Raw genomic sequence first — 23,986 nt, forward strand, 5'->3', positions numbered from 1 at the left:
GTGACGACCATCGACCGCCGCTCGTATGCGCGCATGTTCGGGCCCACCAAGGGTGACCGGATCCGGCTCGCCGATTCGGATCTGTTCGTCGAGGTCGAGTACGACCACACCGTGCCGGGTTACGAGTTGCTCAGCGGTGCAGGAAAATCCGTGCGCGACGGCGAGGGGTACCGGCCATCGTCCAAACCGTCCGACGGCGCGCTCGACTACGTCATCATGAACGCCGTCGTGATCGACGCTGTCGCCGGGATCATCAAGTGCGACATCGGTATCCGCGACGGGCGCATCGTCGGCATCGGCAAGGCGGGCAACCCGGACACCATGCCGGGGGTCACCGAAAGCATGGTCGTCGGCAGCGCCACCACGCCGATCCCGGCCGAGGGCATGATCGTCACGGCGGGTGCCATCGAGACGCACGCGCACCTGATCTCGCCGCAGCAGACCGAACACGCGTTGTCGACGGGCACCACCACGCTCATCGGCGGTTCACTGGGCCCGTCGTTCGAGGTCGCGACCGGCGGCCCGCGCAACCTCGGCATGTTCCTCAAGGCCGGTGACTACACGCCCATGAACTACGTGCCGTTCGGGCGGGGTTCGTCGGATCCGGCCGCGGTGCTGGAGATGGTGGCCGCAGGCGCGGGCGCGGTCAAGATCCACGAGGACTTCGGCGCCTCGCCCGACATCATCGACAAGACGTTGCAGGCCGCGGATTCCGCAGATTTCGCGGTGCATCTGCACACCGATTCGATCAACGAGTTCGGGTTCTCCGAGATCACCATGTTGACGATCGGCGACCGGACCATCCACCTCTATCACGTCGAGGGTGCGGGCGGCGGGCACGCACCCGACCTGATCCGGTGCGTGAGCTTCGACAACGTCATCCCGGGCACCACCAACCCCACCAACCCGTACACGTTGGGCGGTCTCGACGAAGGTGTGCCGATGACCATGGCGGCGCACCTGATGAACTGGGAGTCGCCCGAGGACATCGCGTTCGCCGAGGCGCGGATCCGCCCGCAGACCATGGTGGCCGAGGATCTCCTGCACGACATGGGTGCCATCTCGATCTTCGGCAGCGACACCCAGGGCATGGGGCGAGTCGCCGAGAACATCGCCAACTGCTGGCAATTGGCCGCGGTGATGAAACAGCGTGTCGGGCGCCTGCCGGAGGAGAAGACCGCCGCGGCCGACAACGAACGCGTCAAGCGCTACATCGCGAAACTGACCATCAACCCGGCCATCTCGGTCGGCGCCGACGATCACATCGGTTCGGTCGAGGTGGGCAAGGTCGCCGACCTGGTGATCTGGAAACCCGCGTTCTTCGGCGTCAAACCACAGGTGGTGCTCAAGAACGGCTACATCGCGTGGGCCGCGCTCGGCGACGCGGCCGGGTCGATCTCGTCGTCCGAACCGATCATCCAGCGCCCCAACTGGGCCGCCTTGGGCGACGCGGCCGCCGACGGCGGATTCGTGTTCATGTCCTCGCTCGCCATCGACGCCGGGGTGCCCGAACGCCTCGGGCTGCGCAAGCATGTACTGCCCATCAAGTCGGTGCGCTCGCTGCGCAAGAAGGACATGGTGCGCAACGACGCCCTGCCGCACGTCGAGGTCGATCCGCGCACCTTCGACGTGCGGGCCGACGGGGTACTGCTCACCGCCGAACCCGCTGTCAGCGTGCCGTTTTCGCGGAAGTTCCTGCTGCGATGACCACCGCACTCAAGGCAGCACGCATCGGTATCGGCGGTCCGGTGGGCTCGGGCAAGACCGCGCTGGTCGAGGCGCTGCTCGCCGGTTTCGCGCGGCGGGGTCGCAGCGTGTCGGTGATCACCAACGACCTCGTCACCACCGAGGACGCCGAACGGGTCCGTCGTTCGGGACTGATCGATCCGCGGCGCGTACGTGCGGTCGAGGCCGGGGGATGCCCGCACACCGTGATCCGTGAGGATCCGTCGCTCAACATGGCCGCGGCCGACGCGCTCGAAGCCGAATTCCCCGACACCGAGATGATCCTGCTGGAATCCGGCGGCGACAACCTGGCGTCGACGTTCTCGCGGGACCTGGTGGACTACTGGCTCTTCGTGATCGACGTCGCAGGCGGAGACGACATCCCACGCAAACGCGGACCCGGCGTGCTGCGCTGCGACCTGCTGGTGATCAACAAGGTCGACCTCGCACCGCACGTCGGCGTCGATCTCGACCTGATGCGCCGCGAGGCCGACGAAGTCCGCAGCGGCAGAACGGTTGTTGCGATCAGCGCCCGCAACGGGCACGGCATCGACGAGTTGATGGACGTGCTCGAGCGCGAAGTGCTGTTCGTGTGAAGCTCGCCGAACGCACGGCGGCCGATCTGCGGTTCGCCCGCGCCGGCGCCCACACGGTGCTGACCCGGCGCCGTCATCGGTGGCCGTTCGTGATCGGCCGCGTCTTCGCCGACCCGCAGGACCCCGGCCTCGGCACGCTCACCCTGCAGAACGCGGCGGGCACCGTCATCCCCGGCGACGTGATCCGCCAGCGCATCGAGGTGGTCGACGGCGGGCGGGCCGCGGTCAACGGGCAGGGGGCCACGCTGATCAGCGGTGTTCCCGGCGGTGACGCGTCGGCCGAGGAGACCGAGTTGTACGTCGACGCCCACAGTTGGCTGCGGTTCGATCCCGCGCCACGCATCCTCACCGCCCACGCCCGTCATCGCCAGCGCACCGAGGTGTGCGTCGCACACCGCGGCTGCGCCGTCGTCGTCGACGCCGTGGTGCTGCACCCCGACCTCGACGCGGCGACCTTCGGCAGCATCGAATCCACCGTCACCGTCCGCTCGCCCGGCGGCGCACTGCTGGCGATGGACGCACAGGTCTTGGACGCCCCACCCGTGACGGGCCGCTTCACCGCGTTCGGCACGGTCTACTTCGTCGGGGCGGGCTTCACCGGGGGCCACCATGAGGGCCCGACCGATCCACCCGGCGTCTACACCGCGGTCACCGAACTGCCCAACGGCGCCGGCTGCGCCGTACGCATCGCCGCCGCGGACGGCGGAACCCTGCGCACCTACCTTCGCCTGCTCTCCGCCGAAACGGCATTCCAGCGGGCGTCCACTCGCACTTTTACTGACGGAATGCCGTTTCGGCGGAGTCAGGTGTGAAAACGTCGCGCACGGGTTACTAAGCACGCATGCTTGAGAGCCAAGTCGATCAGATCGCCGTCGTCATCCCCGCGCACAACGAGCGCGCCCACCTGCCGATGTCGCTTCGTGCGATGGTCACCGCCGCGATGTGCGTGCCCGTACCCGTGCAGATCGTCGTGGTTCTCGACGCCTGCACCGACGGCAGCGAGGCGCTCGCCGGCGACTTCGGCTCCGATGTCCACTTCGTGTCGGTCGACGCGGGCAATGTGGGTGCCGCGCGCGCCGCGGGATTCGCGTATGCCCGCTCGCTGCGCCCGGACACCGTGAGGACCTGGTACGCGACGTCCGACGCCGATACGGCGGTGCCCGCCGACTGGCTCGTCGAGATGACGACGACGGCCGTCGAGGTCGACGCCGACATGGTGCTCGGTGGCGTCCACGTGCCGGGCGGCCAGGATTTCAGCGAGAGCAACGACCACGTGCACGGCGCCAACATGGGATTTCGTGCCGACGCGTACTGGTCGGTCGGTGGCTTCCGCGGGCTGAAGACCGGTGAGGACGCCGAACTCGCCGACCGCTTCGAGTCACACGGCCTGCACGTGCACCGCGACGGCGACCTGTCGGTGGAGACCTCGGCCCGCCGGTCGGGCCGCGCGCCCGACGGCTTCGCCGACTACCTGCGCGAACTCGCCCGCACCCCGGTGCCTGCCGAACTCGGCGCCCCGGCCTGATCTCCTGCGCGAGCGGACGGAGGTACCCCGCGACGAGGGGTGCGGGGTACTGCCCGTCTGCCGCGCCCGATCAGCCGACCGCGCGCGCGGCACCCTCCCAGAACTGGGCCCGCACGGCCTTCTTGTCGGGCTTGCCCAGCGCGGTCACGGGCACCGAGTCGACGACGATCACCTGCTTGGGTGACTGCACCGAACCCTTGCGTTCCTTCACCGACGCCTGGATCTCGGCGGTCAACCGCTCGATGCCCTCCTCGCTGCGGTCGGCGTCGGGACGCAGCACGACCACCGCGGTGACGGCCTCGCCCCACTTCTCGTCGGGCGTGCCGATCACGCACACCTGCGCGACCGAGGGATGTTCGGCGACAACGTCTTCCACCTCACGCGGGAACACGTTGAAGCCGCCGGTGACGATCATGTCCTTGACCCGGTCGACGATGAACCAGTAGCCGTCCTCGTCCTCGCGGGCCATGTCGCCGGTGTGCAGCCAGCCGTCCTTGAACGTCTCGGCCGTCGCGTCGGGCAGCTTCCAGTACCCGCCGGCCAGCAGCGGGCCGGACACGCAGATCTCGCCGACCTCGCCCTGCGGGACGGGGTTTCCCTCGGGGTCGAGCAGCGCCGTGCGCGCGAACATGGTGGGCCGCCCGCACGAGGTGAGCCGCTTCTCGTCGTGGTCCTTCTTGCCCAGGTACGAGATCACCATCGGGGCCTCGGACTGGCCGTAGTACTGCGCGAAGATCGGGCCGAACCGCTTGAGCGCCTCGGCCAGCCGCACGGGGTTCATCGCCGAGGCGCCGTAGTACACGGTCTCCAGCGACGACAGGTCGCGCGTGTGGGAGTCGGGGTGGTCCAGCAGCGCGTAGAGCATCGACGGCACCAGCATGGTCGCGGTGATGCGACGTTCTTCGATGACGCGCAGTACCTCGCCAGGATCGAACTTGGGCAGCACGATCATCTCGCCGCCCTTGACGATCGTCGGCACGAAGAACGCCGCACCGGCGTGCGACAGCGGCGTGCACATCAGGAAGCGGGGGTTCTCGGGCCACTCCCATTCGGCCAGCTGGATCGTCGTCATGGTGGTGATCGACCGCACCGTGCCCATCACGCCCTTGGGCTTACCAGTGGTTCCGCCGGTGTAGGTGAGCCCGCCGATGTGGTCGGGCGGCAACTCGGCCGCGACGAGCGGCTTCGCCGGGTACTTGGCGGCCTCGGCGTTCAGATCGGTGGCCACCCCGGCCAGCGCCTCGGGCACGGGCCCGATGGTCAGGATCTGGCGCAGCGTCGGGACCTTCTCCAGCAGTCCCAGCGCGCGCTCGACGAACGCGGGCGTCGGGTCGATGATCAGCGTCGTGACCTCGGCGTCGGACAGCACGTAGGCGTGGTCGTCGAGGGAACCCAGCGGGTGCAGCGCCGTGCGCCGGTAACCCTGCGTCTGCCCCGCTCCGATGATCATCAGCACCTCGGGCCGGTTCAGCGACAGCAGGCCGACGCCCTCGCCGGAACCCGCACCGAGCGCCTCGAACGCCTGGATGTACTGGCTGATGCGGTCGGCGAGTTCACCGCCGGTCAGCGTGGTGTCGCCGAGGAACAGCACCGGCTTGTCCCGGTTGCGTTTGAGCGCTGCCACGGTCAGGTGGCCGGAGTGAGTGGGGTGACGCAGCAGATCGGGCGAGGAGCTTTTCACCTGGGTCATGCAGTCCAGACTAGAACGTGTTCCAGAAATGGTGCAGTCGATCCCCCTGAACTCGGGCCGAGGCGCACAAAGCAGGTAGTCCGCTACGCATGTCACCCCTGGTCGACCTCCCTAACGTCACACATGAACAAGGAGGCACGAACATGGCGACCACCGACCGCCGGTATCCGGCGATCACCCTCTACGACGCGGCACTGTGCGCGGTGTTCGGCGCGCTGGTGTCCGCCGCGTTGACACTGGCGGTCCAGGACACCTCGTGGACCCACGGCGCGACGGCGTGCGCGCAGCCGATCACCACCGGAACGCACGACACCGTCGTGCACCCGGGCGGCGTCATCGCCGTGACCAACGACCCGTGCCACCCATGACGGGTGGGGGCTTCCCGGCGGTTGAGGGGTCCGCCGGGGAGCCGCCCACAAACGTTCAACGTGCCGCGACCGCCCGCGCGTCGGCGGCCGCTTTCTCCGCCAGTTCGACGCGCCACTGGATCTCACGCTGAACCCACTCGTTGTCCTGCGGGAACTCCTCGACGTCGGCGATACGCCGCACCTCCAGTGTCACGCCGGTGCCCAGCGGGCACTTCGCCGCCCACTTCTTGGCCTCGTCCTTGGACGGCACGTCGATGATCCAGAACCCGTCGAAACGCGCGGTGGGGTAGGGGCCGTCGGTGACCGTGGGGTCGTCGGTGCCGAAGTCGACGACGAAACCCTCCTCCGGGTCGGTCAGGCCCTCACCGGCCACCATCACCCCGGCCTTGATGAGTTCTTCGTTGTAGCGGCCCATTTCGGCGATGATCTCGTCGAAGTCGATGTCCTGTTCGGCCAGGGCGGCCTCGGCCTCGGGGGTGGACCGCATGATCATCATGTAGCGCGACATTGTTCGGGTTCCCTTCGTCAGAGCGTGTGAGGTCTCACAGGATCGACTCGGCCCGCGCGCATTTCTCATCGCAGTTCTCATGCGGTTTCTCATGCGGGGATCAGAGACGCCTTAGATCTCACCCGCAGCATGTCGATCATGAAACGTGCGCTGGCGTTGGCGGTCGTCGTCATCGGAACCCTCGCAGGCATGTTCGTGGGGTCACGCGTGATGAACTCGCCCATGGTGAGCGCAAGTCCCGTCGTCGCCTACACCGCGGTGCGCGGCCACGACGCGGTCCTGGTCGCCTATGAACGCGTGGGTGGGCAGATCCCGGTACCGTTCGGCCGCGACGACCAATGGCAGGAGCGTGTGGCCGCCTACTCCCTGGACACCGGGGAACTGTTGTGGGACAACAAGTTGCACGGTCACTCCCGAGCGGCGCGCGGAGTGCTCGCCGTGGCCGACGGCAAGGCGTACGTGGCCACCGACTTCGGATTGTCCATCGTGGACACCGAGACCGGTGAGATAATCGCCGACCGCGACCGCATCGACGGGCTCGGCGCCGACTATGCCGAGGCGTACGCGGCCTACGAGGTCGACCCGCGCCTCGATGCCGTGGTGGCGCTGACCCGCTCCGGGGCGGTGATGCAGATCCCGTTGGGTTCGATTCGGGCGCACAACGTTCCCGACGCGGTCGCCGCCGACTGGCGCGACGCCCTGCTCGACGAGTGGTCGGTGATCCTGGGGCCGACGTTCTCCACCAGCAACGTGGACCCGGCCGGCATGCCACGCACCGCGACCCTGCCCGACGGCAGCACCTTCACGTTCGCCAGGCCGTACAACACCGAGAGGGCGCAACTGATGCGCGACGGCAACATCGTCGCCAACATCACCGATCTCGAGCGGGCGCAGATCGCCTACGAAATCGTCCGCACGCCGGCGCCTCTTGCCTCTCCTGAACAACGCCGTGAGCGCCTCGACCGGACCAGGCACCACTCGTCGGCCGCGCTGCTCGGTGTCGCCGACGGGGTGGCGCTGGTGTACGGCGACCGCAGTGGTCAACCCGGCGCCGAGGAACTTCGGCTGTACGACCTCGACACCGGCGACGTCCTGGCCACGGTCGACGACTTCGGCGGATACGTGCGGGCCACGGCCGCGCCGAAAGAGCGCATCGTCGTGATCGGCGCCGCGGAGGATTCCGGGCTGGACGACGACCGACTGATCATCTTCCGCGCCGACGGCAGAACCACGATCACCACGGTGGGCGACACGGATTTCTGGGGACGGCCACGCACTTCGGTCGCCACGCCTTAACATCCCGGCATGCCTGCAGCCGATCTCGTTTTTTACGGCACCGTCATGACGGTGGACCCCGCCCGGCCCACGGCCGAGGCGCTCGCGGTGTCGGGCGGGCAGATCGTCGCCGTCGGCGACCGCGCCGACGTGGCGCAGTGGGTAGGCCCCGACACCGACGTGCGAGAGCTCGGAAATTCCTGTGTGGCACCGGGGTTCGTCGAGGCGCACGGTCATCCGTTGATGGAGGCCGTCGCGGTGTCCGACCGCATCGTCGACATCCGGCCGGTCACCCTCGGCACGGCCGACGCCGTCGTCGACGCCATCCACGCCGAGGTTGCCAAACGCGGTGCGGCAGGCGCATATCTGAACGGCTGGGATCCGTTGCTGCAAACCGGCCTGCCGGAGCCGACACTGGCGTGGCTCGACGGCATCGCACCCGAACACCCGTTGGTGATCCTGCACAACTCCGGGCACAAGGCGTTCTTCAACTCCGCGGCCGCACGCGCGGCGGGACTCACGCGTGACACGCCGGATCCCAAGGGCGCCAAGTACGGTCGGGACGCCAACGGCGACCTCGACGGCACGGCCGAGGAAAGCGCGGCCGTGTTCACCCTGCTGGGCGGCGCGATCTCGGTCGCCGATTACCCGGCCATGCTGCGCGCCGAGTGCGCCCGCCTCAACCGTGCCGGGCTCACGACGTGTTCGGAGATGGCGTTCGACCCGATGTTCCGCCCGCTGCTGGCGAATCTGCACGATCACCTGACCGTCCGGTTGCGCACCTACGAGATGTCCACCGCAGCACTGCACACCGATGCGCAACCGTTCGAGGGCGACGACGTGGTGCGCCAGGTCGGCATCAAGATCTGGGTCGACGGGTCACCGTGGATCGGCAACATCGACCTCACCTTCCCGTACCTGGACACCGACGCGACCCGGACCATCGGCGTCGTCCCCGGCTCGTGCGGACACGCCAACTACACCCCTGAGCAGCTCGCCGAGATCGTCGACACGTACTACCCGCAGGGCTGGCAGATGGCGTGCCACGTGCACGGCGACGCCGGCGTCGACACCATCCTCGACGTGTACGAGAAGGCGTTGCGACGCTGGCCGCGCGACGATCACCGTCTGCGCCTCGAACACGTCGGGGCGATCACGCCCGAGCAGTTGCAGCGGGCCCACGATCTCGGGGTCACGTGCAGCCTGTTTGTCGACCAGATCCATTACTGGGGCGACATCATCGTCGACGGCCTGTTCGGTGCGGAACGCGGCGAGCGCTGGATGCCCGTCGGCTCGGCCGTCGCCACCGGCATGCGCGTCTCACTGCACAACGACCCACCCGTCACACCCGAGGAACCGCTGCGCAACATCGCGGTCGCTGCGACCCGCACCGCACCCAGCGGCCGCGTGCTGGCACCCGAGCAGCGCATCACCGTCGAGCAGGCGATCCGTGCGCAGACCATCGACGCGGCATGGCAGCTGTTCTCCGACGACGTCATCGGCTCACTCGAGGTCGGCAAGTACGCCGATCTCGTGGTGCTGTCCGCCGACCCGCGCGCCACCGAACCCGCCCGCATCGCCGATCTCGACGTGCAGGCCACGTTCCTGGCCGGCCGGCAGGTGTATCCGGCGCTCGGCTGACCACGGTGCATGATTGACCCGTGACCAACGGCGTTCCGGCACTCGACGACATCCTGGAACGCCTGCATGTGGTGGCCCTGCCCATGCGGGTCAGGTTCCGCGGCATCACCGTGCGCGAACTCGCACTGATCGACGGGCCCGCAGGCTGGGGCGAGTTCGGGGCGTTCGTCGAATACGAGCCGCCTGAGGCCGCGGCCTGGCTGTCCTCGGCACTGGAAGCCGCGTATCGCCCCGCACCCGCCGCCCTCCGCGACCGCGTGCCGATCAATGCCACGGTGCCCGCCGTGTCCGCCGAACGCGTACCCGAGGTGCTCGCGCGGTTCCCCGGTGCGCGCACCGCCAAGGTCAAGGTCGCCGAACCCGGCCAGAGCCTGGCCGACGACGTCGCGCGGGTCAACGCCGTGCGCGAGTCGGTGCCCGTCGTGCGTGTCGACGCCAACGGCGGGTGGAGCGTGGACGACGCCGTCGAAGCGGCTGCCGCGCTGACCGCCGACGGCGAGCTCGAATATCTCGAACAGCCCTGCGCCACAGTCGAAGAGCTCGCCGCACTGCGCGCCCGGGTCGACGTGCCGATCGCGGCCGACGAATCGATCCGCAAGGCCGAGGATCCCCTGCGGGTGGTCCGCGCGCATGCGGCCGACATCGCGGTGCTCAAGGTCGCGCCACTCGGTGGTGTGGCGCGCATGCTCGACATCGCCGCACAGATCGACATCCCGATCGTGGTGTCGAGCGCACTCGATTCATCGGTGGGCATAGGCCGTGGCCTGCTCGCCGCGGCCGCGCTACCCGAACTGCGGCACGCGTGCGGGCTGGGCACCGGCGGACTGTTCGTCGACGACGTCGCAGAACCCCGCGTTCCGGTCGACGGGTGCCTGGCCGTCGAACCCGCGGTGCCCGATCCGGCCCGCTTGGCTGCGCTCGCCGCACCCGAACCGCGTCGGCAATGGTGGATCGACCGGGTGTGTGCCTGCCACGCCCTGATCTGACGGGCACGCTTCGGATCCCAGTACCGCGCCACGGTTCCGCCGTTTGTAACGCCAGGGCGGAAAAATGCCCGATTCTCCGCCGTGGCGTTACGCACGCGAGGTCTTGACGGGCTCCGCCCCTTCCTGCCGTGTTGGCTTTCCGCCGTTTGTAACACCAGGGCGAAAAAACGCCCGAATTTCCGCCGTGGCGTTACGCACGCGAACGCGCCCCGAAATCTAAGTAGTGCACTACGGTCGCCGGGCTTGCGGACGCGGTCAGAGACTGCACGTATGACGGAAATCGGTGGACCACAGGGCACCTCGGGCCCGATCCACCCCGCAGACTTCGAGGGGACCCACCCGACAAAGGAAGAGCGATGGCAATGTCACGACTGGTAGCCGCCGCACTGACGGCCGCAGCAGCTGTCGCCTTCGCCCCGACCGCCGCCGCCAACCCCGCCCACGATGTTCTGTGCTTCACCAACCCGGCCTTCGCGAACGGTCATTCATCGGAATGCTCGGACGCCAAGAACCCGCTGGGTGACGAGCCCAACATCGACGTCCTGTAAGGCAAACCCATTCGGGTAGACGCCTACTCTATTGACCTGCCCCGGCGCGGAGCACACTCACACAATGAGTGGATTTCGCGTCGGGGTCAGCGACGGGGTGGTCGTCTCCCGTCCCACCGCGGACGCGTTCACCCGATCGAACTATCTGTCCGCAGTGGCTGCCGGAGTCGACTCGTTCTGGGTTCCTGATCACCTGAACAGCCTCTTCCCGCGCACCTTGTGGAACCCAAAGAACTCCGGCGCAGCGAAACTCGCGCCGTCCATCGACGCGGTCATGGAGCCGTGGACGATGCTCGGACACCTCGCGGCCCGCAACCGAGTCGCGCGTCTGCGACTGGGCATCGGCGTCACCGACAGCGGACGACGCAATCCGGCGGTCACGGCGCAGGCCGCGGCGACGCTTCACCTGCTGACGAAAGGGCGCGCGATCCTCGGGATCGGCACCGGTGAACGCGAGGGCAACGAACCCTACGGTGTCGACTGGTCCAAGCCGGTGGCCCGGTTCGAGGAGGCGATGGCCACCCATCCGCGCGCTGTGGGATTCCAAAGGCGAGTTGGTGAACCGTGATTCGCCGTTCTTCCCGCTGCGCAACGCGCTCTTCGATCTACCGCCGTACCGCGGCACGTGGCCTCAGATCTGGATCGCGGCGCACGGACCACGGATGCTGCGCGTGGTGGGCCGCTATGCCGACGCCTACTTCCCGGCCTTCCCGCACCGCCCGGCCGATTACAAACAGCGTCTCGATCTGATACGCGATGCGGCGTCGAACGCCGGTCGCGATCCCGGCGACATCCTTCCGGCCGTGGAACTCTTCGTGGTCACGGGGCGCACCCGCGACGAGGTCGACGCGGCTCTCGAGTCCCCGTTGGTCCGGTCGTTCGGACTGTCGATCGCCGACGAGCACTTTGTGCGCCATGGCACACAGCATCCACTGGGAGAGGGATTCTCCGGCGCCCAGGACATCCTGCCGCAGCAGTTCGACGAACAGACTGCGCTGGAGCATGCGGCGCGCGTACCGGTGTCACTTCTGAAAGAGGTCCTGGTGACAGGGACTTCCGACGACATCGTCGACCAGGTGGCCGAACGGCGGGATTGCGGTGTGCGGTACGCGGTGCTCGCGAACATCACCCCGTTGCAGACCAGCCTGCGCAAGGGTCTCGCGGCAAGCGGACCGTTCCTGAAAGCGCTGCGCAAACTCAAGAAACTCTGAATGTCCTGATATGTGGGATGCGTGGCGTAGACGCCATGAGCCGGGTGTTCGACACTGAAGTGGTGACGCGGTCGGTGGTGATCCTCGGGTACTCCGGCGTCCAGGCATTGGATCTGGTGGGCCCGTTCGACGTGTTCACCGGCGCCGCGCTGTGGCTGGCCGGGCAGGGCCGCGAACAGCAGGCGTACACGGTCACGCTCGCCTCGGCCGACGGCGCGCCGGTCACCACGCTGACCGGCCTGGAGTTCGTCGCCGCGCCGCCGCCCGACCCGTGTGGCGACATCGACACCGTCGTCATCCCCGGTGGCATCGGCGCCGACGAGGCCAGGCGCAACCGGGAGGTCGTCAACTGGATCAAGACCGCGGCCGACCACGCACGCCGCGTGGTGACCGTGTGCACGGGCGCGTTCCTGGCCGCCGAGGCAGGCCTGCTCGACGGCTGCCCGGCCACCACCCACTGGGCGTCGGCGCGTCGGCTCGCCGACGAATTCCCGTCGGTGACAGTCGATCCGGAGCCCATCTTCATGCGCAGCTCCGAACGCGTGTGGACCGCTGCCGGTGTCACGGCGGGCATCGACCTGGCACTGTCGCTCGTCGAGGACGACCACGGTACCGACGTCGCGCAGAACGTCGCACGCTGGCTCGTGCTGTATCTGCGCCGGCCCGGCGGTCAGACGCAGTTCGCCGCGCCGGTGTGGATGCCGCGGGCCAAACGGGCGCCGATCCGCGCGGTGCAGGAGGCCATCGAAGCCGATCCCGGTGGTGCACACAGCATCTCGGACCTCGCGCAGCGTGCCGCAATGAGCCCTCGGCACTTCACGCGGGTGTTCACCGAGGAGGTGGGGCAGTCGCCCGGGGTGTACGTCGAGCGCATCCGCATCGACGCCGCGCGTCGTCAACTCGAGGAGAGCGACGACACCGTCACCGCCATCGCGGCGCGCTGTGGATTCGGCACCGCGGAAACCATGCGCCGCAACTTCATCCGCCGTCTCGGGGTCTCGCCCGACCAGTACCGCAAGACGTCCGCGCTCACCGGACGCTAGGAACCAGGAGCAACCATGCAGATCGCCGTCGTGCTGTACCCGACGTTCACCGCGCTCGACTTCATCGGCCCCTACGAGGTGCTGCGCAACCTGCCCGACGCCGAGGTGCGGTTCGTGTGGCACGAACCGGGCCCCGTCACCGCCGATTCGGGGGTGCTGATGGTCGGCGCGACCCACACCTTCGACGAGACCCCGTCCCCCGACGTCGTGCTGGTGCCCGGCGGGCCGGGCAGTTCGGCGGCCGCGCGCGACGAACGCGTACTCGCCTGGCTGCGCGCGGTGCATCCCACGGCCAACTGGGTGGCTTCGGTGTGCTCGGGGTCGATGGTGCTCGCCGCGGCGGGTCTGCTCGACGGGAAACGCGCGACGTCGCACTGGGGTGCCCTGAGCGCGCTCAAGATGTGTGGTGTCACCGCGGTGAGCGACGAACGCATCGTGCGCGCCGACGACAAGGTGATCACCGCTGCGGGCGTGTCCGCCGGAATCGACCTGGGAATGTGGCTCGCCGGGCAGATCGCCGGCGAGGCCAAGGCGAAGGCCATCCAGTTGCTCATCGAGTACGACCCGCAGCCGCCGTTCGACGCCGGGCACATGTCCAAGGCGTCGGCGACCACCAAGGCCGGTGCCACGGCCCTGCTCGGCCGCGACATGATCAAGCCCGAGCCGCTCAAGGCGAGTGTGTTGCTGGCCTGGGATCAGGCGATCCGCAGGGTGCGAGGGCGGGGTGCGGCACGTCGTACCGCGTGAGCTGAGGCACCGAGCGTCATCAAGTAGCGTCAGCCACGTGAACTTGGCTTACGACGAACGAGGTAAAGGCGAAGCGGTTCTGTTCATCGCCGGCCGCGGTGGGGCAGGCCGCACCTGGCATCTCAACCAGGTACCGGAGTTCCAGCGCGCCGGGTACCGCGTCATCACGTTCGACAACCGCGGGGTGGGCGCCACCGAGAACGCCGAGGGTTTCGGCACCGAGCAGATGGTCGCCGACACCGCCGCGCTCATCGAGAAGCTCGACGCCGCGCCGGCACGCCTGGTGGGGGTGTCGATGGGATCGTTCATCGCGCAGGAGCTCATGGTGGCCCGGCCCGAACTGGTGCACTCGGCGGCGTTGATGGCCACGCGCGGCCGCCACGACCACGCCCGCGAGTTCTTCCGCAAGGCCGAGCTGGACCTGTCGCAGTCCGGTGTCGATTTGCCGCCGACCTTCGACGCGAAAGTCCGCATGCTGGAGAGCTTTTCGCCGAAAACCCTCAACGACGACGCGTTCGTGCGGGACTGGAGCGAGATGTTCACCATGTGGCCGACCAAGCAGACCCCGGGTTCGCGCACCCAACTCGACGTCGGACCGGTGACCAACCGGCTGCCCGCGTACCGGGCCATCAGCCACCCGGTGCTGGTCATCGGGTTCGCCGATGACGTCGTGCTCCCCGCCCACCTGGGCCGCGAGGTGGCCGACGCGATGCCCAACGGCCGCTATCTGCAGATCCCCGACACCGGGCACCTGGGCTTCATCGAGAAGCCGCAGGAGGTCAACGCGGCGATCTTGAATTTCTTTGCCGAGCACGGCGGCAGAAAGGTCACCAACCTGTTGGCGAATAAGCTGTAGTGGTGAACCCATCGACGACACAGGCCCGCATCGTCGTCGACGAACTCATCCGCGGCGGTGTCCGCGACGTGGTCCTGTGCCCCGGCTCACGTAACGCACCGCTGGCGTTTGCGTTGTCCGACGCCGACCGGGCCGGCCGGATCCGGCTGCACGTGCGCATCGACGAGCGCACCGCCGGCTACCTGGCGATCGGCCTCGCGGTGGCCGAACGCGCCCCGGTGTGCATCGCGATGACCTCGGGGACCGCGGTAGCCAACCTGGGCCCGGCGGTCGTGGAGGCCAACTACGCGCGGGTTCCGCTGATCGTGCTGAGCGCCAACCGGCCCTACGAGATGCTGGGCACCGGCGCCAACCAGACCTTCGAACAGCTCGGCTACTTCGGCACCCAGGTCCGCGCGGCCATCAGCCTCGGTCTGGCACCCGATCTGACCGGCCCCAACGCGGCCGACCTCGAAACCCTCAACGCACAGTGGCGCTCGGCGACGTGCCGTGTGCTGGTCGCGGCGACCGGCGCACGCAGCGCCAACGCGGGCCCGGTGCAGTTCGACATCCCGCTGCGCGAACCGCTCGTACCCGATCCGGCCGAGCCCGCGGGCGGCACCATCCCGCCCGGACGGCCCGACGGCCGGTCGTGGACGCACACGCCGCAGGTGACGTTCGACCAGCCCCTGGACATCGACCTCACGCCGGACACCGTGGTGATCGGCGGGCACGGCGCCGGGGAGCACCCGAACCTGGCCGAGCTGCCGACGGTCGCCGAGCCCACCGCCCCGCCGCCGGCCAACCCGCTGCACCCGCTCGCGCTGCGGCTCGCGCACCCCAAGCAGGTGATCATGCTGGGCCGCCCGACGCTGCACCGGCCGGTGTCGACGCTGCTGGCGGATCCGTCGGTGCCGGTCTACGCGCTCACGACGGGGCCGCGCTGGCCCGATGTCTCCGGCAATTCGCAGGCCACCGGCACCCGCGCGGTCACCAGCGGCGCCCCGAGCGTGGCCTGGCTGCGCAAGTGCGCCGAACTCAACGAGCACGCGGTCACCGCGGTACGCAAGCAACTGGCCGCACACCCGATGACCACGGGCCTGCACGTCGCCGCGGCCGTGGCCGACGCGCTGCGTCCCGGTGATCAGCTGGTGCTGGGCGCGTCGAACCCGGTACGCGACGCGGCGCTGGTGGGTCTGCGGCCCGACGGCATCAAGGTGCGGTCCAACCGCGGCGTCGCCGGCATCGACGGGACCATCTCGACGGCCATCGGCGCCGCGCTCGCCCACGACGGTCGGACCGTGGCACTCATAGGCGACCTGACGTTCGTGCACGACAGCTCGGGTCTGCTGATTGGCCCGACCGAGCCGACACCGCGCAGCCTGACCATCGTGGTGTCCAACGACAACGGCGGCGGCATCTTCGAGTTGCTCGAGCAGGGTGATCCACGGTTCTCCGACGTGTCGTCGCGGATCTTCGGAACGCCGCACGACGTCAACATCGGCGCGCTGTGCCACGCCTACCACGTCGACTATCACCAGATCGAGGCCGACGCGCTCGGCGCGGCGCTCGAAGACCCGTTCCAGGGCATGCGGGTTTTGGAGGTGAAGGCCGACCGGTCATCGCTGCGCTCGCTGCACGCGTCGATCAAGGCGGCCCTGTGAGGGTGCCCGTCGCCGACCGGGTGCGGGCCGCGGCCCGGGTCGTGCTCCCGCATCTCTACGGCGAGCCGGGGGAGACCCGCAGGCAGCGCATCATCCGGCGCGTGCGCATCGGCATCGTGATCGCGGCGTGCCTGGTGACGCTGCAGTCGGTGCTGTTGGTGCTCGGCGCATGGCGCAACGACCGGCAGATCGAACGCAACATGGGTGTCGCCGCGGCCGAGGTGCTCAGCGCGGGCCCGCGCCGGTCGACCATCGAGTTCGTCACGCCCGACCGCGTCACCTACCGGCCCGAACTCGGCGTGCTGTACCCCAGCGAACTCGACACCGGCATGCGCATCTACGTCGAGTACGACAAGAACAACCCCGAGCTGGTGCGCGTGCGCGACCGCAACGCCGCGCTCGCGATCATCCCGGCCGGGTCGATCGCGGTGGTGGGGTGGATGATCGCAGGCGCCGCACTGGTCGGGCTGTGGCTGTTGCAGCGGCGTACCTGAGGTTCTACGACCCCAGGCCCAGCATCAGATCCGACAACCAGTCGTCGCGCAGCGGGACCAGCGTGTCCTCGTTGAGGTCGTACACCGCGGGCGTCGCGGCGACCCCCGCGGCGTCGGTGAGGTACTCGATGTTCTGCTCGGCCACCATGTCGATGTCGACGCCCTCGTCGCCCGACCTGATGCGGTCGACCAGATCGGCGGAAATCCCGCTCTCGGAGGCCATGTCGGCCAGCTCGTCGTCGGAGGGGCCCGCACTGCCTTCGGGTTCCTGGTTCGACCACACGGTCTGCACGAACTTTTGGAACGTCGTGGCGTCGGTGTCCGGTCCCGCCGCGAGGAACAGCGCGTTGCTCACGTGCGCCGAGTAACCGGGGCCGTCGAGATCCAGGAACGTCATGGGTCGGTAGACGACCGCGAGCCGGCCCTCGCCGACGTACTCGGCGATCTCGTCGCCGTAGTCGCGCTGCAACCGGCCACACGGCGGGCACTGTGGTTCGGCGAAGATCTCGATCCGCACCGGCGCTGCGTGATAGCCGATGAGGATTCCCGAGCCGTCCTCGGTGATCTCGCTGCCGGGCGGGTCGGTGTTGGCCTGCGGCGTGCCCTCGACCACCCGCGCACAGCCGGCCGTGGTGAGGACCACAGCCGCCAGTACCGCACCCAACACCCGGGTCATCCGCATGGCGGCAACCTTAGCGGGCATCGAGTTTTCGAGTGTCGTATCCCGTGGCGCAACCTCGCGGCCAACTGCGATGGGGAACATCGTGACGTGCGCGTTGCCATCGTCGCAGAGTCCTTTCTCCCGAACGTCAACGGCGTCACCAACTCGGTGCTGCGGGTGATCGACCATCTCCGCCGAACCGGCCACGAGGTGCTCGTCATCGCGCCCGACACGCCCCGGGGTCAACCGCCCGCCGACCGGATCCACGACGGGGTGCGCGTGCACCGCGTGCCGTCGCGGATGTTCCCGAAGATCACGTCGCTGCCGCTCGGTGTCCCCAGGCCGCGCATGATCGGTGTGCTGCGCGGTTTCGACCCCGACGTGGTGCACCTGGCGTCACCGGCGTTGTTGGGGTACGGCGGTCTGCACGCGGCGCGTCATCTCGGGGTGCCGAGTGTCGCGGTGTTCCAGACCGACGTCGCGGGATTCGCCGAGAGCTACGGCATGGGCGTCGCGTCCCGCGCGGCGTGGGCGTGGACCCGGCATCTGCACAGCCGCGCCGACCGCACCCTCGCCCCGTCCACGTCGGCCATGGAAAACCTTGCCGCCCACCGTATTCCCCGTGTGTACCGGTGGGGACGCGGTGTCGACATCACCGGTTTCGTACCGTCTGCGCGTGACGAGCATCTGCGGCGCACCTGGTCACCCGACGGCAGGCCGATCGTCGGCTTCGTCGGCAGGCTCGCGCCCGAGAAACACGTCGAACGGTTGGCGGTCCTCGCGGCACGCGACGATCTGCAACTGGTCGTCGTCGGCGACGGCGTCGACCGTGCGAAGCTCGAAACCCTCCTGCCCGCCGCGGTTTTCACCGGCGAGCTGCGCGGTGCCGCGCTCGCAGCCGCGTACGCGAGCATGGACGTGTTCGTGCATCCCGGTGAACACGAGACGTTCTGCCAGACCGTGCAGGAGGCGATGGCCTCGGGAGTTCCGGTGATCGCGCCCGACGCGGGTGGTCCGCGGGATCTGGTGGCGCCCTGGCGAACCGGCCTGCTGCTCGACGTCGACGGGTTCGAGAACGCCCTGCCCGCGGCGGTCGAGCACCTGCTCGCCGAACGCCGCCGCTACGGGATCGCGGCGCGCCGCAGCGTGTTGGCCCGCACCTGGCCGGTGGTGTGCGACGAGCTCATCGGCCATTACGAGGCCGTCCTCGGCCGGCGTAGCCTGCGTGCGGCCTAGTGTTTCGCGTGGTCTTTCTCGCGGGCCAGCCAGGGGATCAGCCCGCCGGCGAGCACGTGGTCGATCTGACGTGACGAAAGCCGGTGGCACACTGAGAAAGTGGTGTTCTTGGTCGTGTTGGTGACGATGAGCGGCTGGTCGTCGTGCAATGTCTGCCATACATCGGACAGGGTGAGCACATCGTCCTGGTCGATGCGGTCGTAATCGGCGTCGTCGACGAACTCCAACGCGAGCACCCCGAAGTTGGCCAGGTTCTGCCAGTGGATACGGGCGAACGATTTGGCGATGACCGCCAACAGTCCGAGATGCCGCGGCGCGATGGCCGCGTGTTCGCGTGACGAGCCCTGCCCGTAGTTGTCCCCGCCGACGACGATGTGACCCTGCGGCGTGGATTTCGCGCGCTCCGGATAGGTTTCGTCGACCTGGGTGAAGCTGAACATGGCGAGCTTGGGGATGTTCGAGCGGTACGGGAGGGCCCTGGCACCGGCGGGCGATATCTCGTCGGTGGAGATGTTGTCGCCGACCTTGAGCAGCACCGGCGCCTCGATGGTGTCGCCCAGCGGCCGCAGATCGGGAAGGTCGGAGATGTTGGGTCCCTTCACCACCTCGACCGCTTTGGCCTCCTCCGGTGGTGGTGGTTCGACCAGCATGGCCGTGTTGACGGTGTGGTGAGACGGCAGGTCCAGAGCCGGGTAGTCGACGTCGTTGTCCTTCGCCCACTGACGCGGATCGGTGATCACACCGGTGATCGCCGAGGCCGCGGCCGTTTCCGGAGAGCACAGCCACACCGAATCCTCCCTGGTGCCCGACCGGCCCGGGAAGTTGCGGGGCATGGTGCGCAGCGAGTTGCGGCCCGTGGCAGGCGCCTGACCCATGCCGATGCAGCCCATGCACCCGGCCTGGTGGATGCGGGCCCCGTTGATCACCAGGTCGGTGGTCGCGCCCATCTTGGTCAGATCGGTCAGGATCTCGCGTGATGTCGGGTTGACGTCGAAGCTGACCTCAGGGGAGGTCTGGCGGCCGCGGACCATCGCGGCAGCGATCGCGAAGTCCCGCAGTCCCGGGTTTGCGCTGGAACCGATGACCACCTGGGAGACGGGTTCGCCCGCGACCTCGGCGACCGTGACGACGTTGCCCGGTGACGACGGCTTCGCGATGAGCGGTTCGATCTCGGAGAGGTCGATCGTCTCCTCGATGTCGTACTCGGCGCCCTCGTCGGCGAGCAGTTCCACCCAGTCGTCGCCGCGGTCCTCGGCGACCAGGAACTCGCGCACGGCCTCGTCGCTGGGGAACACCGTGGTGGTGGCCCCGAGTTCGGCACCCATGTTGGCGATGACGTGGCGGTCCATCGCCGACAGGCTGTCCAGGCCCGGGCCGTGGTACTCCAGTATCCGGTTCAGCCCACCTTTGACGTCGTGCCGGCGCAGCATCTCCAGGATAACGTCCTTGGCCGAACACCATTGCGGGAGTTCGCCTTCCAGGCGGATTCCCCACACCTCGGGCATCCGCAGATGAAGCGGCTCACCGGCGATGGCCAACGCGACCTCCAGGCCGCCGACGCCGATCGCGAGCATGCCCAGTGAGCCCGCCGCGGGGGTGTGCGAATCGGAGCCGACCATGGTCTTGCCGGGGATCCCGAAACGTTGCATATGGGTGGGGTGCGACACCCCGTTTCCCGGTTTGGAGAACCACAGGCCGAACCGTTGCGCCGCGGTACGCAGGTACTCGTGGTCCTCGGCGTTCTTCTCGTCGGTCTGCAGCAGGTTGTGGTCGACGTACTGGACGCTGACCTCGGTGCGGGCCCGGTCGAGTTGCAGGGCCTCGAGTTCCTGCATGACCAGTGTCCCGGTGGCGTCCTGGGTCAGGGTCTGGTCGATGCGGATGGCGATCTCGTCTCCCGGTGTCATGTCGCCGGAGACGAGATGCGATCCGATCAACTTGTGGGTGACACTCTGCGACATCTACCCAGGCTTCCCGGGGTGGCCCCGGTTGAAACGGTTCGCGGGCTTGCCGATTTTCGCCGAGGCTACGGTTTCTCGCGTGAATTCCGAGAATTCACACGAAAAACCGTAGCCTCGGCGCAAACACTCAGCCTTGTGCTTCGACGGCCACCGGCTGCCACTCCTCCCAGAGCTTGATCCGGCGCTCGTAGTCGGCCTTGGCGATCTCGAGCGGACGCTCACCGAAGAACACACGCAGCGGCGGCTTTTCGGCGTCGACGATCTTCAGCACGGCCGATGCCGACGCCTTCGGGTCGCCCGGCTTGGAGTTGCGCTGCGACCGCGCCGTGTTCGTGGCGTCGCGCAGCTCGTCGTAATCGGCGATCGGCGTTGCGTGCTTGGCCGACGAGCCCGCCCAGTCGGTGGAAAACCCGCCCGGCTCGATCAGCGTCACGTGGATGCCGAATCCCTCGACCTCCTGTGCCAGCGACTGTGAGAAGCCCTCCAGCGCCCACTTCGACGCGTGGTACATGCCCACGAGCGGGAACGCCGAGATACCGCCGATCGACGACACCTGGATGATGTGCCCGCTGCGCTGCGCACGCAGGATCGGCAGCGCGGCCTGCGTCACCCACAGGGCGCCGAACAGGTTCGTCTCGATCTGAGCGCGCGCCTCGGCCTCTGAGAGTTCCTCGATGAACCCGAACTGTCCGTAGCCGGCGTTGTTGACCACGATGTCGAGCCGCCCGAAGTGCTCATGGGCCTGCTTGACCGCGGCGAAGTCGGCGGCACGGTCATCGACGTCGAGCTGCAGCGGCAGCAGCGCGTCGCCGTACTTGTCGGCCAGATCGGCCAGGGTCGCGGTGTCGCGCGCGGTGGCGGCGACCTTGTCGCCACGGTCGAGGGCCGCTATCGCCCACTCCCGGCCGAAGCCCCGCGAAGCACCTGTGATGAACCAGACTTTCTCACTCATATCCAACCTCTTCTGTATCGGCCTGTGCGGTTCAAGGCGCGCGAGGCGATGCTCATTCCCGGCTGCAGGATGTTCACAGAGGTTCGGTCACTGTCAGTCTTTTGCCGGGCGCCCGGTAGCGTCGGCGTCGTGAGTCGAGCGAGCTTGGAGAAGAATCCCCACGACGTGGCATCGATGTTCGACGCCGTCGCGAAGCGCTACGACCTGACCAACACGGTGCTGTCGCTCGGTCAGGACCGGTTCTGGCGTCGCGAGACCAAGTCGGCCCTGCGTATCGGGCCAGCGGACAAGGTGCTGGACCTGGCCGCCGGGACCGCGGTGTCCACCGTCGAGCTCGCCAAGTCCGGCGCGTGGTGTGTGGCCGCGGACTTCTCGGTCGGCATGCTGGCCGCCGGGGCGTCTCGCCAGGTACCCAAGGTTGCCGGCGACGCCACGCGGCTGCCGTTCGCCGACGAGGTCTTCGACGCCGTCACCATCAGCTTCGGTCTGCGCAACGTCGTCGACCACAAGGCAGGCCTGCGCGAGATGGCGCGGGTGACCAAGCCGGGCGGGCGCCTGGTGGTGTGCGAATTCTCCACGCCCACCAACCGCCTGTTCTCCACGGTCTACAAGGAGTATTTGATGAAGGCGCTGCCTGCCATGGCCACGGCGGTGTCGAGCAATCCCGAGGCCTACGTCTACCTCGCCGAGTCCATCCGCGCCTGGCCCACCCAGGCCGAGCTCGCCCGCCAGATCGGCGAGGCCGGCTGGTCCGACGTCCGCTGGCGCAACCTCACCGGCGGCATCGTGGCCCTGCACGCCGCCACCAAGCCCGCCTAGGCCCTTTCAAGGCCGCCGAGCGGGCAGTTCTGTCACTCTGCACCGCGAGCGTGCGGGTCTGCACCCCGACACACCGCCATCAAGCAGCACTCGACGCACGCTCACCACGACCGAGCGCGCGCCGAGCGGCGACACAGGTGTCAAAGGTCGAAAAGTCGCCGCCGATCCCAGTCGGTGACCGCAAGCTGACTGGCGCGCAGTTCGCTGGACAAGAACGTAGTGATGTGTTCGACGGCCGCCTCGCCGAGGGTCTGCCGAGTAACCGGGCTGTCGTAGAAAGCGTCGAGCGCTTCACCGAGTGACTCGGGCAGCGGCCGACCGATCTTCTCGGTGTAGGCGTTCCGCTGCCCCACTTCGTCGGCGGGAAGGAGGCCGCGTTCGATGCCTTCGAGTCCGGCCGCCAACAGTGCGGCATATCCCAGATAGGGATTGATGTCGGCGCCCGGGATGCGGTTCTCTAAGTGGCGGGCCGAGCCGTGGCCGGTGACGCGCAGCGCCACCGTGCGGTTGTCATCACCCCAGGTGAGCGCAGTCGGGGCGAACGTGCCATCGCGAAAACGCTTGTATGAGTTCGGGTATGGCGCCCAAAGCAGGAAGAAATCACGTGCGAAAGCCTGCAGTCCGGCGCCGAAATGGCGTAACAGGTTCTCATCTGTGGCGAACAGATTGCTGCCGTTCTCATCGGTCAGCGAGATGTGCAGGTGCGAGCTCGATCCGGCCCAGTGGTCATCGACTTTGGCCATGAACGTTGCGCTCATTCCGTGGCGGCGGAAAATTTGGCGGGTGGCCATCTTGTAGAGCGCATGCTGATCGGCCATCCGCATCGGATCGGTGGGGACCAGGGTCACCTCATACTGGCCTGGACAGTATTCGGTCTTGGCGGTCTCGACCTCGATGCCGGTGCGCTGCAACGCGCCGAACAACTCCGCCATGATCGTCTCGTCGGTGCTGATGGCGCAGGCCAGCTCGGGTTGTAAGGTTTCGCGGATCGGTTTGAGACCGGTGAAGCCCTGTTGGGCAAGTGTTTCCGAGGTGTGCTGGAGCGCGAAGAACTCGAGCTCCGAGGTAACCAGAGGTTGGTAACCCGCACTGTGCGCACGCTCGATCTGTTTGCGCAGGATGTTGCGAGGTGACGCGAAAAACGGTGTGCCGTCACCGGTCACGACATCGGCGAACGCGATGCCGACACCGTCCTGCCAACCCATCGGGCGAAGAGTGTCGGGGTCGGTGACGAAGCGCAGGTCGCCGTAACCGTGATCCCATCCCACGCCGCTGAACCCGTCGAGAAGTTCATGGCCGAGTCCCCAACCGAACACCACTTCGCAGGTATTTACGGCCTTCGACGCGGACGCCTGGTAGTGGGGCCAACTGTGTCGCCTTCCCAACAGGCGTCCGGCCAGATCGGGTGTTGCGACGACGACCGCGCTGAACGGGTCGGTCGCTGTGTTGACGAAGCCGTTCGTCGTGGTGCGGGGCGAGGCAGCGTTCACCATTGAAGCTC

At 68.1% G+C, this 23,986-nt stretch carries 22 protein-coding genes and 1 pseudogene; 17 read left to right on the forward strand and 6 right to left on the reverse strand.

Annotated features, from left to right (window positions below):
* From ureC to AT701_RS05240, 4 genes are read left to right on the forward strand one after another with little or no spacing between them, the layout of a single operon-like run.
* On the forward strand, window positions 1-1,707 hold the full coding sequence (ureC, locus tag AT701_RS05225) for an urease subunit alpha (RefSeq protein WP_058125317.1): 1,707 nt from the start codon (window positions 1-3) through the stop codon (window positions 1,705-1,707).
* On the forward strand, window positions 1,704-2,321 hold the full coding sequence (gene ureG / locus AT701_RS05230; protein ID WP_011727404.1) for an urease accessory protein UreG: 618 nt from the start codon (window positions 1,704-1,706) through the stop codon (window positions 2,319-2,321). The genes ureC and ureG overlap by 4 nt, the downstream gene beginning before the upstream one ends.
* Window positions 2,318-3,133 (forward strand): urease accessory protein UreD, encoded by an 816-nt coding sequence (locus AT701_RS05235; RefSeq protein WP_011727405.1) that lies wholly within the window; start codon window positions 2,318-2,320, stop codon window positions 3,131-3,133. The genes ureG and AT701_RS05235 overlap by 4 nt, the downstream gene beginning before the upstream one ends.
* Before the next feature lie 29 nt (window positions 3,134-3,162).
* A complete protein-coding gene (locus AT701_RS05240) occupies window positions 3,163-3,846 on the forward strand; it encodes a glycosyltransferase family 2 protein (protein ID WP_011727406.1) in 684 nt (227 codons plus the stop codon).
* 70 nt (window positions 3,847-3,916) lie between these two features.
* Here AT701_RS05240 and fadD8 read toward each other — a convergent pair whose 3' ends face one another.
* Window positions 3,917-5,536 (reverse strand): fatty-acid--CoA ligase FadD8, encoded by a 1,620-nt coding sequence (gene fadD8 / locus AT701_RS05245; RefSeq protein WP_011727407.1) that lies wholly within the window; start codon window positions 5,534-5,536, stop codon window positions 3,917-3,919.
* Between the two features lie 143 nt (window positions 5,537-5,679).
* Here fadD8 and AT701_RS35030 point away from each other — a divergent pair, with 143 nt between their 5' ends.
* Window positions 5,680-5,904: a hypothetical protein gene (locus tag AT701_RS35030; protein ID WP_036462913.1), complete on the forward strand. Its 225-nt coding sequence runs from the start codon at window positions 5,680-5,682 to the stop codon at window positions 5,902-5,904.
* 55 nt (window positions 5,905-5,959) lie between these two features.
* Here the strand turns inward: AT701_RS35030 and AT701_RS05255 are convergent, their stop codons facing one another.
* Window positions 5,960-6,412 carry a YciI family protein gene (locus AT701_RS05255; protein WP_011727409.1) on the reverse strand — a complete coding sequence of 151 codons (453 nt, stop codon included), beginning with the start codon at window positions 6,410-6,412 and terminating at the stop codon, window positions 5,960-5,962.
* 138 nt (window positions 6,413-6,550) lie between these two features.
* Here AT701_RS05255 and AT701_RS05260 point away from each other — a divergent pair, with 138 nt between their 5' ends.
* From AT701_RS05260 to AT701_RS05305, 10 genes and pseudogenes are all read left to right on the forward strand, one after another.
* Window positions 6,551-7,708 (forward strand): PA2928 family protein, encoded by a 1,158-nt coding sequence (locus tag AT701_RS05260; protein WP_223495352.1) that lies wholly within the window; start codon window positions 6,551-6,553, stop codon window positions 7,706-7,708.
* Window positions 7,709-7,717: 9 nt separating this feature from the next.
* Window positions 7,718-9,328 carry an amidohydrolase gene (locus tag AT701_RS05265; RefSeq protein ID WP_011727411.1) on the forward strand — a complete coding sequence of 537 codons (1,611 nt, stop codon included), beginning with the start codon at window positions 7,718-7,720 and terminating at the stop codon, window positions 9,326-9,328.
* Between the two features lie 20 nt (window positions 9,329-9,348).
* Window positions 9,349-10,314 carry an o-succinylbenzoate synthase gene (locus AT701_RS05270; protein WP_011727412.1) on the forward strand — a complete coding sequence of 322 codons (966 nt, stop codon included), beginning with the start codon at window positions 9,349-9,351 and terminating at the stop codon, window positions 10,312-10,314.
* Between the two features lie 362 nt (window positions 10,315-10,676).
* The gene (locus tag AT701_RS05275; protein ID WP_228025506.1) at window positions 10,677-10,862 is read left to right on the forward strand and encodes a DUF7327 family protein; all 186 of its coding nucleotides are present in this window, start codon (window positions 10,677-10,679) and stop codon (window positions 10,860-10,862) included.
* 64 nt (window positions 10,863-10,926) lie between these two features.
* Window positions 10,927-12,073: pseudogene (locus AT701_RS05280) on the forward strand (LLM class flavin-dependent oxidoreductase).
* A gap of 35 nt (window positions 12,074-12,108) precedes the next feature.
* On the forward strand, window positions 12,109-13,116 hold the full coding sequence (locus tag AT701_RS05285; protein ID WP_011727413.1) for a GlxA family transcriptional regulator: 1,008 nt from the start codon (window positions 12,109-12,111) through the stop codon (window positions 13,114-13,116).
* A gap of 15 nt (window positions 13,117-13,131) precedes the next feature.
* Window positions 13,132-13,863: a DJ-1/PfpI family protein gene (locus tag AT701_RS05290; RefSeq protein WP_011727414.1), complete on the forward strand. Its 732-nt coding sequence runs from the start codon at window positions 13,132-13,134 to the stop codon at window positions 13,861-13,863.
* 37 nt (window positions 13,864-13,900) lie between these two features.
* Window positions 13,901-14,719 carry an alpha/beta fold hydrolase gene (locus AT701_RS05295; RefSeq protein WP_003892475.1) on the forward strand — a complete coding sequence of 273 codons (819 nt, stop codon included), beginning with the start codon at window positions 13,901-13,903 and terminating at the stop codon, window positions 14,717-14,719.
* Window positions 14,720-14,721: 2 nt separating this feature from the next.
* A complete protein-coding gene (menD, locus tag AT701_RS05300; protein WP_058127539.1) occupies window positions 14,722-16,362 on the forward strand; it encodes a 2-succinyl-5-enolpyruvyl-6-hydroxy-3-cyclohexene-1-carboxylic-acid synthase in 1,641 nt (546 codons plus the stop codon).
* Between the two features lie 2 nt (window positions 16,363-16,364).
* Entirely contained in the window at window positions 16,365-16,856 is a 492-nt protein-coding gene (locus AT701_RS05305) for a DUF3592 domain-containing protein (RefSeq protein WP_011727417.1), read from the forward strand.
* A gap of 4 nt (window positions 16,857-16,860) precedes the next feature.
* Here the strand turns inward: AT701_RS05305 and AT701_RS05310 are convergent, their stop codons facing one another.
* Window positions 16,861-17,538: a DsbA family protein gene (locus AT701_RS05310; protein WP_223495354.1), complete on the reverse strand. Its 678-nt coding sequence runs from the start codon at window positions 17,536-17,538 to the stop codon at window positions 16,861-16,863.
* Between the two features lie 87 nt (window positions 17,539-17,625).
* On the opposite strand from AT701_RS05310, the gene AT701_RS05315 reads away from it, so the two are divergent.
* Window positions 17,626-18,753 (forward strand): glycosyltransferase family 4 protein, encoded by a 1,128-nt coding sequence (locus AT701_RS05315; RefSeq protein ID WP_058125319.1) that lies wholly within the window; start codon window positions 17,626-17,628, stop codon window positions 18,751-18,753.
* Here AT701_RS05315 and AT701_RS05320 read toward each other — a convergent pair.
* On the reverse strand, window positions 18,750-20,714 hold the full coding sequence (locus AT701_RS05320) for an aconitate hydratase (protein WP_011727420.1): 1,965 nt from the start codon (window positions 20,712-20,714) through the stop codon (window positions 18,750-18,752). The two genes, AT701_RS05315 and AT701_RS05320, sit on opposite strands and share 4 nt — an antisense overlap.
* A gap of 127 nt (window positions 20,715-20,841) precedes the next feature.
* On the reverse strand, window positions 20,842-21,666 hold the full coding sequence (locus AT701_RS05325; RefSeq protein ID WP_003892482.1) for an SDR family oxidoreductase: 825 nt from the start codon (window positions 21,664-21,666) through the stop codon (window positions 20,842-20,844).
* A gap of 129 nt (window positions 21,667-21,795) precedes the next feature.
* Here AT701_RS05325 and AT701_RS05330 point away from each other — a divergent pair, with 129 nt between their 5' ends.
* Entirely contained in the window at window positions 21,796-22,485 is a 690-nt protein-coding gene (locus tag AT701_RS05330; RefSeq protein WP_011727422.1) for a demethylmenaquinone methyltransferase, read from the forward strand.
* A gap of 140 nt (window positions 22,486-22,625) precedes the next feature.
* Here AT701_RS05330 and AT701_RS05335 read toward each other — a convergent pair whose 3' ends face one another.
* Window positions 22,626-23,978 (reverse strand): glutamine synthetase family protein, encoded by a 1,353-nt coding sequence (locus AT701_RS05335; RefSeq protein WP_011727423.1) that lies wholly within the window; start codon window positions 23,976-23,978, stop codon window positions 22,626-22,628.
* Between the last annotated feature and the right edge of the window lie 8 nt (window positions 23,979-23,986).

Source organism: Mycolicibacterium smegmatis (assembly GCF_001457595.1).
Taxonomy (GTDB): Bacteria; Actinomycetota; Actinomycetes; order Mycobacteriales; family Mycobacteriaceae; genus Mycobacterium; species Mycobacterium smegmatis.

Excerpts from the sequence above, each read along its gene's own strand:
- ureG (WP_011727404.1), top strand. The coding sequence starts at position 1,704 with ATGACCACCGCACTCAAGGCAGCACGCATCGGTATCGGCGGTCCGGTG.
- AT701_RS05240 (WP_011727406.1), top strand. The coding sequence starts at position 3,163 with ATGCTTGAGAGCCAAGTCGATCAGATCGCCGTCGTCATCCCCGCGCAC.
- fadD8 (WP_011727407.1), bottom strand. The coding sequence starts at position 5,536 with ATGACCCAGGTGAAAAGCTCCTCGCCCGATCTGCTGCGTCACCCCACT.
- AT701_RS35030 (WP_036462913.1), top strand. The coding sequence starts at position 5,680 with ATGGCGACCACCGACCGCCGGTATCCGGCGATCACCCTCTACGACGCG.
- AT701_RS05255 (WP_011727409.1), bottom strand. The coding sequence starts at position 6,412 with ATGTCGCGCTACATGATGATCATGCGGTCCACCCCCGAGGCCGAGGCC.
- AT701_RS05260 (WP_223495352.1), top strand. The coding sequence starts at position 6,551 with ATGAAACGTGCGCTGGCGTTGGCGGTCGTCGTCATCGGAACCCTCGCA.
- AT701_RS05265 (WP_011727411.1), top strand. The coding sequence starts at position 7,718 with ATGCCTGCAGCCGATCTCGTTTTTTACGGCACCGTCATGACGGTGGAC.
- AT701_RS05275 (WP_228025506.1), top strand. The coding sequence starts at position 10,677 with ATGTCACGACTGGTAGCCGCCGCACTGACGGCCGCAGCAGCTGTCGCC.
- AT701_RS05285 (WP_011727413.1), top strand. The coding sequence starts at position 12,109 with ATGAGCCGGGTGTTCGACACTGAAGTGGTGACGCGGTCGGTGGTGATC.
- AT701_RS05290 (WP_011727414.1), top strand. The coding sequence starts at position 13,132 with ATGCAGATCGCCGTCGTGCTGTACCCGACGTTCACCGCGCTCGACTTC.
- AT701_RS05310 (WP_223495354.1), bottom strand. The coding sequence starts at position 17,538 with ATGCGGATGACCCGGGTGTTGGGTGCGGTACTGGCGGCTGTGGTCCTC.
- AT701_RS05320 (WP_011727420.1), bottom strand. The coding sequence starts at position 20,714 with ATGTCGCAGAGTGTCACCCACAAGTTGATCGGATCGCATCTCGTCTCC.
- AT701_RS05325 (WP_003892482.1), bottom strand. The coding sequence starts at position 21,666 with ATGAGTGAGAAAGTCTGGTTCATCACAGGTGCTTCGCGGGGCTTCGGC.
- AT701_RS05335 (WP_011727423.1), bottom strand. The coding sequence starts at position 23,978 with ATGGTGAACGCTGCCTCGCCCCGCACCACGACGAACGGCTTCGTCAAC.